Origin of the sequence: Klebsiella sp. GN_Kp190 (genome assembly GCF_040061795.1) — a bacterium.
GTDB classification, from domain to species: domain Bacteria; phylum Pseudomonadota; class Gammaproteobacteria; order Enterobacterales; family Enterobacteriaceae; genus Klebsiella; species Klebsiella michiganensis.
The window spans coordinates 1-14,895 of the sequence record NZ_JBEAFN010000019.1 but is presented as its reverse complement, the minus strand read 5'-3'; the positions used below and the strand labels follow the sequence as shown (position 1 = coordinate 14,895).

The window sequence follows — 14,895 nt, the reverse complement described above, 5'->3', positions numbered from 1 at the left end:
ATCTCTTGAGTGTATAGTTACACATAGATATTTATCATCACTTCTGTAAGGGTAGCAAGGACAAAATCACATCATCTCATGTCTTATGAGGGAACTTTATGCTCAGTGCTACATTCAAGAATAAAAACAATTTGATAATCCTGATATTGTTTCTGTGTTGGGTCGTAGGGTTTATCGATAAAGCCGCTATTAATATTGCGATCATTCCAATTTCTGCTGATTTTGGACTGGGAAGTGAACAAACCGGTATGGTCATCAGCGGTTTTTTCCTTGCCTATTCGCTCACCCAGCTTATTGGCGGCTACCTTGTTGACCGGATGGGCAGTAAAACCATCTTAACCGGTGCGGTTGCCCTGTGGTCCGTTGCCACCGCTATGGGCGGAATGGCAAGCAGCGTTTTCACGCTGGCAGTTACGCGTTTTTTTGTCGGAATGGGGGAAGCGGTTTTCCCTGCAGGAAGCTCCGTTGTCATCGCCCAAAGGTTTGAAAGAAGCAAAATGGCGCGCGCTAAATCATTTCTGCAATCTGGCGCATCGGTCGGGTTCGCCGTTGGCTCGGTGGTCGTATCTACGCTGATTACCTGGTACAACTGGCGAATCATGTTCTTTGTTTTGGGTATCGCTGGCCTGATTCTGGCTTTCTGCCTGTGGTGCGTCCTGCGCTCCAGCGCCCCGGACACCGCTGGCGTTACGATGCCACAGCCATCCGCAGCGCACGGTAGCATCCCCGAAAAGCAGCGTTTGTTGAATATTATTCGCCGCCCATTAACATGGCAAATCGCCGCCTGCTACTTCTTTACCAATATTGTATTCTGGGGTTTGCAGTCCTGGCTGCCATCCTATTGGGTGAAAGTCAAAGGGATGAGCATGGTATCCATGGGCGCATGGTCAATGCTGCCGCCGGCCCTGGGCTTTGCCTCATTTTTGTTTTGTGGGTGGCTGCTCGACAGGTATTTTCAGGGTCGCGAAAAATACCTGATTGCGATTGGCTCTTCTGTCTCAGCGCTGTTCATCTGGCTGATGTTTAACGCCTCTTCCGTGCCGATTGCCTTTGCCTGGCTTTCGCTATCTAACATATTCCTTAACGCCATCAGCATCAGCGTGTTCGTTACCATCATCAAACAATTTCCAAAGGCCTCAGTAGGTACCGCAACGGGGTTTATTAACTCAATTGCGCAGATAGGTTCCTTCTTATCGCCGCTTATGATCGGATACTTACTGAAGCTGACCCAACAAAACTACGCCACCGCTTTCCTGTCGATCATTGCCTGCGCGGTCATCACCTGCCTGATCGCACTGTCCATTACTCATTCTACTGGCGCGGCTCAGGCCGAAACGACATCTAATGTATCCCAATAAAAGAGAGAAACGATGAACTACTTATCGATTATTGAACGTACGATTGAACAACAACGTGAACGTATTACCGCCGTTAGCGACAAGATCTGGGAATTTGCCGAAGTGCGCTATGAAGAAGCGCAGTCTGCTGAACTGATGGCGCAAGCGCTTGAAGACAATGGCTTTCAGGTCACACGAAAGGCTGGTGGCATCGATACGGCGTTTGTCGCCACCTACGGCAGCGGCGAACCGGTCATTGCTTTTCTCGGCGAATATGACGCCCTGCCCTCATTAAGCCAGCAGGCCAATTGCGATATTTTTTCTCCCGTCGTCGCTGCGGGAAACGGCCACGGCTGCGGGCATAACCTTCTTGGCGCAGGTGCGCTGGCAGCTGCGCTAGCGACCAAAGCCTGTATGCAAGAACTCGGCCTGGCGGGAACGGTGAAATACTTTGGCTGCCCGGCTGAAGAAGGCGGCGGCGGCAAGGCCTATATGGCGCGTGCCGGGCTGTTTGACGGTGTTGACGTCGCGTTCACCTGGCACCCGTGGGACGAGAATCTGGCCTACAACGCCAGAATGCTTGCGACTAACCAGGTGAAATATCTGTTTAAAGGCAAAAGCACCCACGCAGCATTCAGTCCGCACATGGGGCGCAGCGCGCTTGACGGCGTTGAGCTGATGAACGTTGGGGCCAATTTCCTGCGTGAACATATTATTCCTGAAGCGCGGCTCCACTACGCCATCACCAACGCGGGTGGCAACGCGCCAAACGTGGTGCAGTCTGAGGCCCATGTTCTGTACAAAGTACGCTCACCCAAAATGCAGGAAGTTCGAGAAATCACTCAGCGCGTTGACGATGTCGCTCGCGGCGCGGCGCTGATGACCGGAACGGAAGTCACCATTGAATTTGATGCGGCCTCGGCCGATCTTATCCCTAACGTCACCCTCGCCAGCGTAATGAACGAAGAGTTGCTCAAAACTGGCCCGGTCACCTTTAGCCCTGAAGAAAAAGCCTTCGCCCAGGCGATACAAGAGACCTTTTCTGAGGAAGAAAAGCGCAAAGTCGCCAAAAGGGGCCGCACGCTATCCGAAGACATCACGCCGTTTCGCCAGGAACCTGATTTCCTCAATGGCTCAACGGACGTTGGTGACGTGAGCTGGCTGCTGCCTGTCGGCCAGGTCTATATCACCACCTGCGCCTGGGGCACACCACCGCACTCATGGCAGATGGTTACCCAGGGAAAAACCTCCTACGCCCACAAGGGGCTGCTGCTGGCTGGTCGTGTGATGGCCGCCTCGGCAATTCGCGTTCTCACCACCCCAGCGATCATTTCACAAGCGAAGGAAGAACACCTTGAGCAAAGAGACCACGAAGAGTACCGCTCGCTAATTCCTCAAGACGCAAGGCCACGCTCACTAAACAGATAACTAATGCAAAGGCGGTTCCATACCGCCTTTATTCTAAAATGATGAGGCGCTAAAAATGAAAATGTATAAAAACACACTGCTTGCGGTGGTTATTCTTACGTCCGCAGCAGCCCCTGCGGCAGAAATATATAATAAGGATGGCAATAAATTAGATCTATATGGTAGCATTCGTGCTCGCCACTATTTTAGCGATGACACAACCATTGATGGCGATAATACCTATTTCAGATTAGGTATTAAGGGCATGACTAAAATTAATGACGAGCTCACCGGCTTTGGTCAATGGGAATATAATATTCAGGGAAATCGCGCGGAATCTGACGGTTCAGACGGTACCAAAACCCGCTATGCTTATGCCGGGTTAAAATACGCTGACCTGGGTTCCATCGACTATGGAAGAAATTCCGGCGTGCTCTATGACGTCGCCAGCATAACCGACTATGCGCCAATCTTTGACATCATGACCGATAGCTATACCGATGGCTTTCTTACGGGCAGAGCCAACGGGCTGTTAACCTGGCGTAACACCAACTTCTTCGGCCTGAACGATAACCTTAAATTCGCTCTGCAATATCAGGGAAAGAACGGATCCGGGAGTAACAATAGCAGCCGTTCAGTCTATGGTTCTAACGGTGATGGCGCAGGCGCATCGGTTAGCTACGATTTCGACTGGGGCGGCTCTCTGCTGGCCGCTTACGGCAACTCACGACGCACGGCGGAACAGGAGGCTTTGGCCTACGGTGGTGGTAAGCACGCGGAAATGTGGGCTACCGGTTTTAAATACGATTCTGGCAGTCTTTATGCGGCGGTAAAATATTCTCAAGGATATAATATTACACCTATCAAAAATTATGGCTATGCGAATAAAAGTGAAAACTTCGAAGTTTATACCCGCTATGTTTTTGATAACGGCATTATTCCCGGCATTGGTTGGTTCCAGTCGCGAGGAAAAGATATCGAGAATAGCGGTGATATCTATTTAATGAAATATCTCGATATTAACCTGTCCTGGTTCCTGAACAAGAATTTCTTTACCTATGTCGATTACAAAATAAATCAGCTGGATAAAAATACGCCTTTCAGTATTTCGACCGACGACACTTTTGGCGTTGGCATGACCTGGCAGTTTTAATATCCAGCCGCCACGCAAGCAGGTCCGGTCAACGAGCCCAGACCTGTTTCTGGTTTTTAATGTGCAAGATCTTCTGCGCCATAATCCCCGACAGGGGATGCGGTTGATAGCACGCTTCCAGATAATAATCCAGAGAAGAGGATTTTTAAGGATCCTCCAGCAGAATCACTCAGCACGGCTATCTCCCGATAGTCGCCCGATAAAAGCCTGCTTGCGCGCAGGCTTTTTGCTTATTCAGAATGGACGTAGCGATTAGCTGCCTTTATAGGTGGAGTAACCATACTGGCTGAGCAGCAGTGGAATATGCAGCTTTTCATTGGTGCGCGTGACGGTGAAGAGAACCGGGATCTCCGGGAAAAACGAGGCCAGTTTCTGTTTGCTGAAGTCATCGCCGGTTTTGAAGGTCACTTTATAAATCCCCGGCTGCATATCCCCTTCAGCTGGATAGAGCGATTTAATACGACCATCGTTGTCGGTGACGCCGGTGGCCAGCGCTGTCCATTTATTCGCCTGCTGTTTTTCAAGAGTAACCGTCACGCCCGATGAAGGCAGACCCGTCTGCTGATTGAGAATATGTACGCTGAGCGTCCCGACGGGGGCGCTAAATGCGGCTGGAGCGACGGACATAGCAGATAACAGAATCAGACTGGATAATTTTTTCACGATGTTTTCCCGTTGTGAATAATAACGTTCAAACGTTAGCACCCGGGCTGCTAAAATATATTCAACTTTTTGTGATAATCGCCTTAACGGAAGCAGGACGAGGAAAATAGCGAGCAGGGCAACAGCCCATTCGAAGTGATAGAATTATCTGAATATAAGGTGCATCCCTGGGGCGTGAATAAAGGCCCGCGCGCTTGCGCTATACTTATTTTCCTCCGCGTTCACAAAAGGAATTCACATGAAGATATGGCCAGTTCTGACGGGTGTGGCTATCGCCCTGACGCTTGTCGCCTGTAAATCCCCCACTCCGCCCAAGGGGGTCCAGCCGATAAATAACTTTGACGCAAGCCGTTATCTGGGGAAATGGTATGAGGTTGCCCGGCTCGAAAATCGTTTTGAACGCGGCCTTGAGCGGGTTACCGCAACGTATGGTCAGCGCAGCGATGGCGGCATCAGCGTGGTTAACCGCGGTTACGATCCGCGGAAACAGAAATGGAGCGAGAGCGAAGGTAAAGCGTATTTTACCGCAGCGCCAACCACCGCCGCGCTGAAAGTCTCCTTCTTTGGCCCGTTTTACGGCGGCTACAACGTGATCGCCCTGGATAGCCAGTATCAGTATGCGCTGGTCAGCGGTCCCGATCGCGGCTATCTGTGGATCCTGTCGCGCACGCCGACCATCCCGGAATCCATTAAGCAGGAGTATCTGCGCATCGCGCGGGATCTCGGCTTCCCGGTAGAAAAATTAGTCTGGGTGAACCACGGGTAACAGGCTGAATCCACACTATCTTCAGCGAACCAACGAGCTGAAGATAGTGTGGCGATAAGGCTGGAAGAGGATAAATAATTAGTGCGATGACGGCTGGCTGGAGTCGGCCGCCTCTTCTGCGGTTTTAGCGGGAGCGATACTCTCTTTAATCTCTTTGGTTTTATTCGCCGCATCGTTGGCCAGGTTATTGGCATCAACAATCGCGCTGTCTTTAATTTTTCCCGCTTCCTGCACGATTTGGTCGCTTTTCTGCCGGGCATCCTGCTTCACGGCATCAGCCTGGGCCTGGGCTTGCTGAGCAATAGCTTCCGCTTTTTTATCCGCTTCCGCCTTGATGCTGGAGGCCTGGCTGCTGAGATTGTTCGCCTCATCCGCCGCCTGTTTTTTTATCGCATCAATGTGTTTATCCGCTTCATCCTTAATTGCTTCGGCTTTATCGGACGCCGCCTCTTTAATTTGCTGCGCGTTATCTTTTGCTTTATCCAGATTTGCATCAACTTTTGATGAATCATCACAGCCGGCGAGAATTAAGCAAACGGCAGAAGCGATCAGCGTTTTACTCCAGAGTTTCATAGTCATTCCTTTATTTATTAATATCAGCGTATCGGGGAAGTCATCGCCGCAGGGTTGCCAGGATAATTCTCATAACAATGATGTCATGAAATTATTTAGCCCCAATACTTAGCCCTGCATCCCTTTATTTATAATCGCTAACCAGGCAGAGTCAAGTTCCTGCGCCACTCCCCCGGCGAGGGCTGACGTAAAAAACCCGGGCGGCTGCCCGGGTTGGTCACTGAAAAAAGAGTTTAGGCGGTGACGGCTGATTTTGTCAGCGTTGGGCCGGCTAACGCCAGCCGCGCGCCGGCATCGGTATCGGTATATTGCTTAAAGTTATCCATAAACAGTTGCGCCAGACTCTCGGCCTTCTCCTGCCATTTGTCGGCAGAAGGCCAGCCGCTACGCGGGTCAAGCAGCGCGCTGTCCACGCCAGGCACGCTTTGCGGGATAGCGAGACCGAATACCGGTACCGTTTCTTCGCGAAGCTCGCCGGTGGTCCCGTTTAAAATCGCGCTGATGATATTGCGCGTGTCGCGCAGCGAAAGGCGCTTGCCTTCGCCGTTCCAGCCGGTGTTAACCAGCCAGGCCTCGGCGCCGGCCTCCGCCATTTTGGCCGCCAGAACGCTGGCGTACTGCGTCGGGTGCAGCAGCAGGAACGCCGCGCCGTAGCAGGCAGAGAACGTTGGCGTGGGCTGAGTAATGCCGCGTTCGGTACCGGCCAGCTTCGAGGTAAAGCCAGACAGGAAGTGATACTGCATCTGCTCGGTCGTCAGACGGGATACCGGCGGCAGGACGCCAAAGGCATCGGCGGCAAGGAAAATCACCTTCGACGGATGGCCCGCACGCGACACCGGTTTCACGATGTTTTCAATATGCGATAGCGGATAAGAGACGCGGGTATTTTCGGTCTTGCTGCCATCGGCGTAATCCACGCTGCCATCGGCTCTGACCACCACGTTTTCCAGCAGCGCGTTACGACGAATCGCGCGATAGATTTCCGGCTCGGCCTGCGGGTCAAGATTAATCGTCTTGGCATAGCAGCCGCCTTCGAAGTTGAACACGCCGTCATCATCCCAGCCGTGCTCGTCATCGCCGATCAGCTGACGCAGCGGATCGGTGGAAAGCGTGGTCTTACCGGTGCCGGAAAGACCGAAGAACAGGGCCACGTCCCCCGCTTCACCGCGGTTCGCCGAGCAGTGCATCGAGGCGATGCCCTGCTGCGGGAGCAGATAGTTCATCACCGAGAAGAGGCCTTTTTTCATCTCGCCGCCGTACCAGGTGCCGCCGATAAGCTGAATTTTTTCGCTCAGGTTAAACGCGACAAAGTTCTCGGAGTTGAGCCCCTGCTCCTGCCATTTATCGTTGGTGCAGCCCGCACCGTTGAGGACGACGAAGTCCGGCGTAAATTCAGCCAGCTCCTCTGCGCTCGGCCCAATAAACATGTTTTTGACAAAGTGCGCCTGCCAGGCCACTTCGGTGACGAAGCGGACGCCCAGGCGCGTTGCCGGGCTGGCGCCGCACCACGCATCAACGACATATAATTTCTTGCCGCTCAGCTGTCCGGCGACCAGCGCCTTCAGATCTGCCCATATCTCGGTGGATAGCGGCTTATTGTCGTTGCGGCCAAGGCCGGAGTCGGCCCACCAGACGGTGTCACGCGTCAGATCGTCCCTGACAATATATTTGTCGCGCGGCGAGCGCCCGGTAAAGATCCCGGTATCCACGGCAACGGCCCCGGACTCGGTCATGACGCCGCGCGCCGCGCCGGTTAATTCCGGGCTGGTTTCATGCGCAATCAGCAAGTCGTAATCGGGGTTATAAAACAGCTCGCTGCTCTCCTGAATACCGAGCGAAAGAAGAGCGTCTTTTACTGATTCAATACGTGACATGGCACTCCTGACAAACTATTGGCTGGATAAGATGCTATTAGGGTATTTCAACCTGTCAGCTAAGCGGATGGATTTATTTTAATAAAAAAACCATCGTGAAATTAAATAAACAGGATGAACAGACCAGAGCCGGCGATGTAAAATCGTGCTCGTGTAGGGTGTCGCCTGAACTTTAGAAATATCGTTTGCACGAATAAGTCATAAGCTAACTCTGCAAAAAATGTTAACACCTGTAGATAATTATGTTAATTGCATAGTTTCTATACGTCATGCTAAAATTGCATAGCTATTATTGCAGGGCAGAGGAACGGATCGGTGCTGGCGAATCTTGAAGTAAAATGGCTTTACGATGTGATTGCCCTTGAGGAATCCAGAAGCTTTACCCTGGCGGCAAAAAGCCGCAATATTTCCCAGTCCTCCTTCAGCCGCCGCATCCAGGCGCTCGAGGCGTCGCTGGGCTTCAGCATCTTCGACCGTTCGGCAAACCCGCTGCAGCTGACCAACCGCGGGAAGATTTTTGTCGGCTATGCGCGAAATATGCTCGACGACATGGACTTCCAGATTAGCCGAATTAAAGGGCTGAACAACACCACCCAGAAAATAAGAATCGACGCGGCGCCGTCGCTTTCCGTTTTATTACTTCCGGAAATCATCGCCGGTTATACCGACCGAAAGAATAAAACTTTTCATGTTGAATCGATTAACGTCAACGATGCGGTGTTCAACCTGAAAGAAGGCAAAAGTGATTTTATCCTGTCATTTTATAATGAAGAGCTGATGAACTATCCGTTTATCAATCACAAAATTTTTGACTCGGCGCTGCACCTCGTTTCTCCCTGCGATAAACACGGCAGGCCGCTTTTTCATTTACACCGCGGGGTGCTGCCGCTGATGAAATACGCCAACGACAGCTATATGGGGCGCCAGGTGAATCAGGTGATCGACCGCAAGCCGGAGATCACCTTCTCGCTGACCTTTGTCTCCTCGATGAGCGAGCTATTAAAACGCATGATCCTCAACGGCGACGGCGTGGGCTGGCTGCCGCAGTACTCTATCAAGCGCGAGCTTGAGGAGGGCCGCCTGACGATTATGGATGAGAGCCTGTCGCTGCCGATCGGCGCCTATATTTACCGCTCCGGCGCGCGGCTCAACCAGTCAGCCGAGCGCTTCTGGCAGCATATTAAGTCTATGAATACCGTGACCGCATAACTCGCATGGCGGCGGGAAATTCGCTATCATCCGCATCCACTCCCTCTCCGTGCAGCCTGATGTCTACGATTATCGATACCTTTATCGCCCCGCCGTGCCACGCTGAAATCGACATCCTCTACGAGGATGACCATCTGCTGCTGATCGATAAACCCTCGGGCCTGCTGAGTCTGTCGGGGAAAAATCCGCGTAATCTCGACTCGGTGCATTATCGGCTGGTACAGCGGTTTCCCGGCTGCACTCTGGCGCATCGTCTTGATTTCGGCACCTCCGGACTGATGGTGATTGCGCGCAACAAGGCCATCAACGCCGCGCTCTGCCAGCAGTTCAGCCAGCGTGCGGTGAGCAAAGTCTACAGCGCGCTGCTGTGCGGGCATCTGGCGGATGATGAAGGAACCGTTGACGCTCCGATAGCCAAAGATCCGGCGCTGTTTCCGCTGATGACGATTTGCCCGCGCCGCGGCAAGCCTGCCCGCTCCGGCTATCGGGTGGTTGAGCGCCTGCGCTATCAAGGTAGCGTGCCGGTGACGCGGGTCCAGCTGACGCCGGAAACCGGCCGCACCCATCAGCTGCGTATCCACTGCCAGTGGCTTGGCCACCCTATTCTGGGCTGCGATCTGTACGGCGGTCTGTTGCTTCCGGGAACAGAACAGGCGCCGCGTCTGATGCTGCACGCCAGCGAACTGCATTTCGTGCATCCGGTTAGCGGAGAGCGGATCGATGCGATAAGCCCCAGCGGGTTTTAACTCGCCCGCTCGCCAGCCCTTTTACCGAATCTCTCCCGCACGCTGATTGACGTCGCCGCTTTAATTCGAATCGCGGCATTGCAAATGCAAATATCATATTTGCTCGTTAATCACCGCCTCTGTAGCTTGTGCTCTATTCATGCTTTTCATGAAAGAACATTCAGGGCGCAACGGCTTTATGATTAAACTCGATAATATTCGCAAGACCTACCCCGGCAGCGCGCATGCGGCTATTCGCGGCCTTAACCTGGTGATTAATAGCGGCGAACTGTGCACTTTCGTTGGCCCCAGCGGGTGCGGAAAAACAACCATTCTGCGGATGATTAATCAGCTGGATATTCCTGACGCCGGTGACGTATACGTTCAGGGCGTTAAGCTTGCCGCTGCCGATATTATTCAGGTGCGCCGCCAAATTGGCTTTGTCATGCAAAGCGCCGCCCTCTTTCCGCATCGTACGGTCGCGCAAAATATAGCCACGGTTCCGCGCCTTCTCGGCTGGAGCAAAAAGCATATCCAGGCGCGCATCGACGAATTAGTGGATTTGATGTCTCTCGACCGCAACGTCCTGCCCCGCTATCCGCACCAGCTTTCCGGCGGCCAGCAGGGGCGCGTAGCGATCGCCAGAGCGCTGGCCGCCGATCCGCCTATTCTCCTGATGGACGAACCTTTCGCCGCCATCGACCCGGTGGTTCGCGAGCGCCTGCAGGACGAGCTGCTGTTGCTGCAACAGCGCCTGCGCAAAACGATCGTCCTGGTGACCCATGATATCAATGAAGCGATTCGCCTTGGCGATAGAATCGCTATCTTCCAGGAGGGCGGCGAGCTGGCGCAGTTCGCCACGCCTGACCATATTTTGTCGCATCCGGCCAGCGACTTTGTGCGCCGTTTTATCGGCCCCGAACCGAATCTGCAGCGGCTGGGGAGAATTCAGGTCGGACAGCTCCCGCGCCATGACGTGCCGCTTATTGATGAGAGCCTCTCCCCCATCGCCAGCCCGCATCCGCCGGTCGCCAGTCCGCTGCGCCTGGTGCTGGACAAAAAACGGCGTCCGCTGAACTGGTTCGATCCGGTTAAGCGCCGCACGCTGCCGGTCGACGCGCCGCTGGCGGCCATCAACACGCTGCGCTTTGCCTACAGCGCACTGCTGGATGCGCCCGGCGGCGTAGTGGTTCATGTCGATACCGACGGTGAATATCAGGGCAGTATCTCCCACGCTCTGCTGCAGAACGTGCTGGAAGGCCGCGTGGATCTTCGCCGCTATGATTGACTGGCCGTGGATCCTCGACAACAAAATCATGATCGGTGAACTGCTCTGGCAGCATATACAGCTGGTGATCGTTTCGCTGTTTTTCGGCACCCTCTTCACCGGCGTATTGATTAGCCTGACGCTGCGCTGGCCCGCGGCCGCCCAGCCGCTGATCTACCTGTGCGGGATACTGTTCACCATCCCGTCTCTGGCGCTGTTTATTCTATTACTGCCGTTTACCGGACTGTCGCTGATGACCTCAATCATCGGCCTGACGCTCTACTCGCTGCTGATCCTGCTGCGCAACGTTATCGCCGGAATAGAGAAACTCCCGGCGACGGTGCTGGAGTCGGCGCGCGCGCTGGGCTATACCCGCTGGTTTCGTTTTGTCGATATAGAGCTGCATCTGCTGCTGCCCTCGCTGTTCGCCGGGTTACGCATCGCTTCGGTGACGCTGGTCGGGCTGGTGACGGTCACCGCCTTAATTGGCCAGGGCGGTCTCGGGCAGCTTCTGTTAGCCGGGTTTAACCAGAACTTTGTCACGCCTATCGCGGTCAGCCTGGTGCTCAGCGTTGCGCTATCTCTGCTGTTGGATTCGCTGATTGCCCGCGTCGGCTATTGGCTAACGCCGTGGGCCCGCTAATGGATATCCTGCAAGCAACATTTCACTGGTTATTACAACCGCAGCACTGGACAGGCGATGCGGGAATATTACTTCGCCTGCGCGAGCATCTTTATTATGTGCTGATCAGCATCGTCGTTGCCTCGGCGATTGCGCTGCCGCTGGGGATTATTCTCGGCTACTGGCGCAAGGGCGCGTTTGTGATTATTAATCTGTTTAATATTGGTCGCGCCATTCCCTCTTTAGGTTTAATTCTTTTATGCATTATTGTGTTTGGCTTTAATGATATTCCGGTCTTTACCGCGCTGGTGGCGATGTCGATTCCGCCGATCCTCACCAACGCCTGGGTTGGCATTTATCATGCCGACCGTCAGCTGTGCGATGCGGCAAAAGCGCTGGGCATGACGCCACTCCAGAGCCTGTGGCAGCTGCGGATACCGCTCGCCGCGCCGCTGATACTCGCCGGCCTGCGGACCGCGCTGGTACAGCTGATCGCGACCGCCGTCGTCGCCGCCTACGCCGGCCTTGGCGGCCTCGGGCGCTTTCTGATCGACGGACTTGGCCAGCGCGATATTCCCCAGGTCATTGCCGGTTCGCTAGTGGTATCGCTGCTGGCCATCGGCTGCGAGCTGCTTTTTTCATTACTCTCCCGGCGCATCGTTCCGGCGCCGGTCACGCAAATAAATTAATTTCCCAACAACAAAAAACCACCTGCAGGTAAAGAGGTATTATGAAGCAGCTATTTAGCATTTCCGCGCATCGTCGCCGCTTGCGTCTTTCGGTATTCACCGCGGGATTATTAAGCTTAAGTTTTAACGCCCTGGCGCAGGACGTCACCATTGGCGGAGCGAATTTCACCGAAAGTTCAATCCTTGCCAATATTTACGCCAGCGCGCTAAAGAAAAACGATATTGCGGTGAAAACCCGTCTTAATCTCGGCAATCGCGAGATTATTATTCCGGCGCTGCAGAGCGGCGAAATTGATATTGTTCCGGAATATCTCGGTGCCCTGCTGAACTATTATGACGGCAAAACGCTGGCTACCAGCCAGAGCGACGTTAGCGCTGAGTTAGCCAAAGCGCTGCCGGCGGACTTTACGCTGCTTACCCCCTCCCCGGCCTCGTCCATTACCGCCTGGGCCGTGCGCGCGGAAACGGCAAAAAAATATCACCTCAGCAAGCTTTCCGACCTGCAGCCCGTGGCACATCAGCTGACTATCGGCGGCCCGCCGGAATTCCCGGTGCGCGCCCTGGGCCTGCCGGGCCTTAAGCGCGTCTACGGGCTTGAATTTAAGGCGGTGAAATCTCTGGATATGGGCGGGCCGCTGACCCGTCTGGCGCTGAACTCCGGCAAAATCGACGTCGCCACGGTCGTCTCTACTCAGGGCAACCTCGCGAAAGAGGATTGGGTGGTCCTGGAGGATGATAAGCATGAGCAGCCGAGCCAGAACGTGGTGCCGCTGGTGCGCAAAGCCAGCCTGACGCCGAAAATCAGCGAAGTGCTCAATGAGGTCTCCGGCAAGCTGAACAACGCCGCGCTGATCGAACTTAACCAGCAGGTCGATCTGCAGCATAAAGATCCGGCGGCGGTGGCCGAACAGTGGGTCAAAACGCACCTCAACGGCAACTGATTGCCGCCATGCCAGGGAAGGCATCACCTCCAACTGAGCCGAGAAAATGCCAAATAATCCTATGATCCTGAACCTTTTCTTCTTCAATCCCCAGGGTGACTACCGCTTTTCCTGGCGTCACCCGCAGGCGCCGGAGAAGGAAATTTTCAGCCTCAAGTACTATGCCGATCTGGCCCGTAAAGCGGAGGCCGCGACGCTCGACGCCATTTTTATCGCCGACCATATCGCTATCTGGGACACGGTGCCCAGCGGCTTAACCCACTACGCTAACGCCCGGCTGGAGCCCATCACTCTCCTCTCGGCGCTGGCGGCGGTGACGGAACATATCGGCCTGATGGGCACGGCGTCCACCTCTTATAACGAGCCCTATAATCTCGCCCGCTATTTTGCCTCCCTCGATTTTCTCAGCAACGGGCGGGCCAGCTGGAATATCGTCACCTCATGGCTGGAGGAGGAGGCGGCCAACTTCGGCCTTGACCACCTGCCGCAGCACGGCAGCCGCTACCAGCGCGCCGGTGAGTTTATTGATGTGGTCACTCAGCTGTGGGACTCGTGGGAAGACGGCGCGGTGCGCTATGACAAAGCCAGCGGGCTGTTTGCCGATTCCAGCAAGGTGCATCATCTTGATTTCGCGGGCGAGTTCTTCCGCGTGCGCGGGCCGCTGAACGTCCCTCGCCCGCCGCAGGGGCACCCGGTCCTGGTGCAGGCCGGCTCGTCGGAGGCGGGTAAAAACCTCGCCGCCGCCTGGTCAGATATGCATTTTGTGTTTATCAAATCTATCGCTGAGGGGCTGGCCTACCGCGAAGAGATGAACCAGCGTTTGCGCAGCCACGGCCGGGATCCGGCGCATTTCAAAATCATCGCCGGCGTTTTACCGGTGGTGGTGAATTCAAACGCGGAAAAGGAAGAGCGCCAGCGGCTTAACGAGCAGCTAATGAGCGACCAGATGGCCATCGACCTGCTCTCTTCCTATCTGCGCATGGATTTATCCGCATATCCCGTCGACCAACCGCTGCCGCCGCTGCCGGAGGAAGAGACCTTTGATGGGATCCGCACCGCCCTCAGGCTGATTCGTGATTACGATCCGCAGTTGACGATCCTGGCGTTGGGCAAGCTGCTGTTGCAAAGCTCCGATAGCTGGCTGCTCATCGGCAGCGCCGAGGAGATCGCCAGCGCGCTGACGGAAACCTGGCGCGCCGGCGCCGCCGATGGTTTTAACCTGATGTTCCCGCTGCTGCCGGGGGACTTCGACCGCTTCGTTGAGCAGGTAGTGCCGATTCTGCAGCGCAGCGGCGCGATGCGGGATCGCTATCCGACCGGCACGCTGCGCGAGAAGCTGGGTCTGCCGGTCGTCGAAAACCGCTTCGCCCGCGGGGATGGCAAACCGCTGGCTTCATAGCGCGGCTGTTCCCCGGTGGCGCTGCGCTGACCGGGCTACGGGTTCACAACCGTCTGCGGATCGGTAGCCCGGACAGGCGCAACGCGCCGCCTCCGGGGAAGGTGCTGTGTCTGAAACCTCGGTGCGGTTTCTCCCCGGCTTGCGCTGCGCTTAGCCGGGCTACGGGTTCACAACCGCCTGCGGATCGGTAGCCCGGACACGGCATCCGGACCGCCATCAGAGAGAACTGGCCGGTTCTTTCTGACGGAGTAATCATACAAGCCCGGACAG

General features: G+C 54.9%; 14 protein-coding genes. 11 read left to right on the top strand and 3 right to left on the bottom strand.

Annotation, left to right across the window (positions count from 1 at the left end; translation table 11 throughout):
• The first annotated feature begins 98 nt into the window (after positions 1-98).
• From ABLU67_RS13395 to ABLU67_RS13385, 3 genes are read left to right on the top strand one after another with little or no spacing between them, the layout of a single operon-like run.
• Positions 99-1,358, top strand: a complete 1,260-nt coding sequence (locus ABLU67_RS13395) for an MFS transporter (RefSeq protein WP_148842176.1) — start codon at positions 99-101, stop codon at positions 1,356-1,358.
• Between the two features lie 12 nt (positions 1,359-1,370).
• On the top strand, positions 1,371-2,765 hold the full coding sequence (locus ABLU67_RS13390; protein ID WP_064358149.1) for a M20 family metallopeptidase: 1,395 nt from the start codon (positions 1,371-1,373) through the stop codon (positions 2,763-2,765).
• Positions 2,766-2,820: 55 nt separating this feature from the next.
• Positions 2,821-3,897 carry a porin gene (locus tag ABLU67_RS13385; protein WP_048262544.1) on the top strand — a complete coding sequence of 359 codons (1,077 nt, stop codon included), beginning with the start codon at positions 2,821-2,823 and terminating at the stop codon, positions 3,895-3,897.
• A gap of 252 nt (positions 3,898-4,149) precedes the next feature.
• Here ABLU67_RS13385 and uraH read toward each other — a convergent pair whose 3' ends face one another.
• On the bottom strand, positions 4,150-4,560 hold the full coding sequence (uraH, locus tag ABLU67_RS13380) for a hydroxyisourate hydrolase (protein ID WP_014229777.1): 411 nt from the start codon (positions 4,558-4,560) through the stop codon (positions 4,150-4,152).
• Between the two features lie 238 nt (positions 4,561-4,798).
• On the opposite strand from uraH, the gene ABLU67_RS13375 reads away from it, so the two are divergent.
• Entirely contained in the window at positions 4,799-5,326 is a 528-nt protein-coding gene (locus ABLU67_RS13375) for a lipocalin family protein (protein WP_014229778.1), read from the top strand.
• 78 nt (positions 5,327-5,404) lie between these two features.
• Here ABLU67_RS13375 and ABLU67_RS13370 read toward each other — a convergent pair whose 3' ends face one another.
• Positions 5,405-5,899, bottom strand: coding sequence for a hypothetical protein (locus ABLU67_RS13370; protein ID WP_014229779.1), 495 nt, complete (start codon positions 5,897-5,899; stop codon positions 5,405-5,407).
• 233 nt (positions 5,900-6,132) lie between these two features.
• The gene (gene pckA / locus ABLU67_RS13365; RefSeq protein WP_254539967.1) at positions 6,133-7,773 is read right to left on the bottom strand and encodes a phosphoenolpyruvate carboxykinase (ATP); all 1,641 of its coding nucleotides are present in this window, start codon (positions 7,771-7,773) and stop codon (positions 6,133-6,135) included.
• A gap of 315 nt (positions 7,774-8,088) precedes the next feature.
• Here pckA and ABLU67_RS13360 point away from each other — a divergent pair, with 315 nt between their 5' ends.
• From ABLU67_RS13360 to ABLU67_RS13330, 7 genes are all read left to right on the top strand, one after another.
• Entirely contained in the window at positions 8,089-8,982 is an 894-nt protein-coding gene (locus ABLU67_RS13360; protein WP_004851947.1) for a LysR substrate-binding domain-containing protein, read from the top strand.
• A gap of 59 nt (positions 8,983-9,041) precedes the next feature.
• Positions 9,042-9,728 (top strand): RluA family pseudouridine synthase, encoded by a 687-nt coding sequence (locus ABLU67_RS13355; protein WP_014229781.1) that lies wholly within the window; start codon positions 9,042-9,044, stop codon positions 9,726-9,728.
• A gap of 178 nt (positions 9,729-9,906) precedes the next feature.
• Entirely contained in the window at positions 9,907-10,995 is a 1,089-nt protein-coding gene (locus tag ABLU67_RS13350; protein ID WP_048262569.1) for an ABC transporter ATP-binding protein, read from the top strand.
• Positions 10,988-11,617: an ABC transporter permease subunit gene (locus ABLU67_RS13345; RefSeq protein ID WP_048262552.1), complete on the top strand. Its 630-nt coding sequence runs from the start codon at positions 10,988-10,990 to the stop codon at positions 11,615-11,617. The genes ABLU67_RS13350 and ABLU67_RS13345 overlap by 8 nt, the downstream gene beginning before the upstream one ends.
• Positions 11,617-12,285 carry an ABC transporter permease gene (locus ABLU67_RS13340; protein ID WP_014229784.1) on the top strand — a complete coding sequence of 223 codons (669 nt, stop codon included), beginning with the start codon at positions 11,617-11,619 and terminating at the stop codon, positions 12,283-12,285. The genes ABLU67_RS13345 and ABLU67_RS13340 overlap by 1 nt, the downstream gene beginning before the upstream one ends.
• 41 nt (positions 12,286-12,326) lie before the next feature.
• On the top strand, positions 12,327-13,226 hold the full coding sequence (locus ABLU67_RS13335) for an ABC transporter substrate-binding protein (RefSeq protein WP_025108423.1): 900 nt from the start codon (positions 12,327-12,329) through the stop codon (positions 13,224-13,226).
• Positions 13,227-13,272: 46 nt separating this feature from the next.
• On the top strand, positions 13,273-14,625 hold the full coding sequence (locus ABLU67_RS13330; protein ID WP_025108422.1) for an LLM class flavin-dependent oxidoreductase: 1,353 nt from the start codon (positions 13,273-13,275) through the stop codon (positions 14,623-14,625).
• The last annotated feature ends 270 nt before the right edge of the window (positions 14,626-14,895 follow it).

Bases quoted from the DNA above. Each gene is read 5' to 3' on its own strand.
- ABLU67_RS13395 (WP_148842176.1), top strand. From the start codon at position 99: ATGCTCAGTGCTACATTCAAGAATAAAAACAATTTGATAATCCTGATA.
- ABLU67_RS13390 (WP_064358149.1), top strand. From the start codon at position 1,371: ATGAACTACTTATCGATTATTGAACGTACGATTGAACAACAACGTGAA.
- ABLU67_RS13385 (WP_048262544.1), top strand. From the start codon at position 2,821: ATGAAAATGTATAAAAACACACTGCTTGCGGTGGTTATTCTTACGTCC.
- ABLU67_RS13375 (WP_014229778.1), top strand. From the start codon at position 4,799: ATGAAGATATGGCCAGTTCTGACGGGTGTGGCTATCGCCCTGACGCTT.
- ABLU67_RS13370 (WP_014229779.1), bottom strand. From the start codon at position 5,899: ATGAAACTCTGGAGTAAAACGCTGATCGCTTCTGCCGTTTGCTTAATT.
- pckA (WP_254539967.1), bottom strand. From the start codon at position 7,773: ATGTCACGTATTGAATCAGTAAAAGACGCTCTTCTTTCGCTCGGTATT.
- ABLU67_RS13355 (WP_014229781.1), top strand. From the start codon at position 9,042: ATGTCTACGATTATCGATACCTTTATCGCCCCGCCGTGCCACGCTGAA.
- ABLU67_RS13350 (WP_048262569.1), top strand. From the start codon at position 9,907: ATGATTAAACTCGATAATATTCGCAAGACCTACCCCGGCAGCGCGCAT.
- ABLU67_RS13345 (WP_048262552.1), top strand. From the start codon at position 10,988: ATGATTGACTGGCCGTGGATCCTCGACAACAAAATCATGATCGGTGAA.
- ABLU67_RS13340 (WP_014229784.1), top strand. From the start codon at position 11,617: ATGGATATCCTGCAAGCAACATTTCACTGGTTATTACAACCGCAGCAC.
- ABLU67_RS13335 (WP_025108423.1), top strand. From the start codon at position 12,327: ATGAAGCAGCTATTTAGCATTTCCGCGCATCGTCGCCGCTTGCGTCTT.
- ABLU67_RS13330 (WP_025108422.1), top strand. From the start codon at position 13,273: ATGCCAAATAATCCTATGATCCTGAACCTTTTCTTCTTCAATCCCCAG.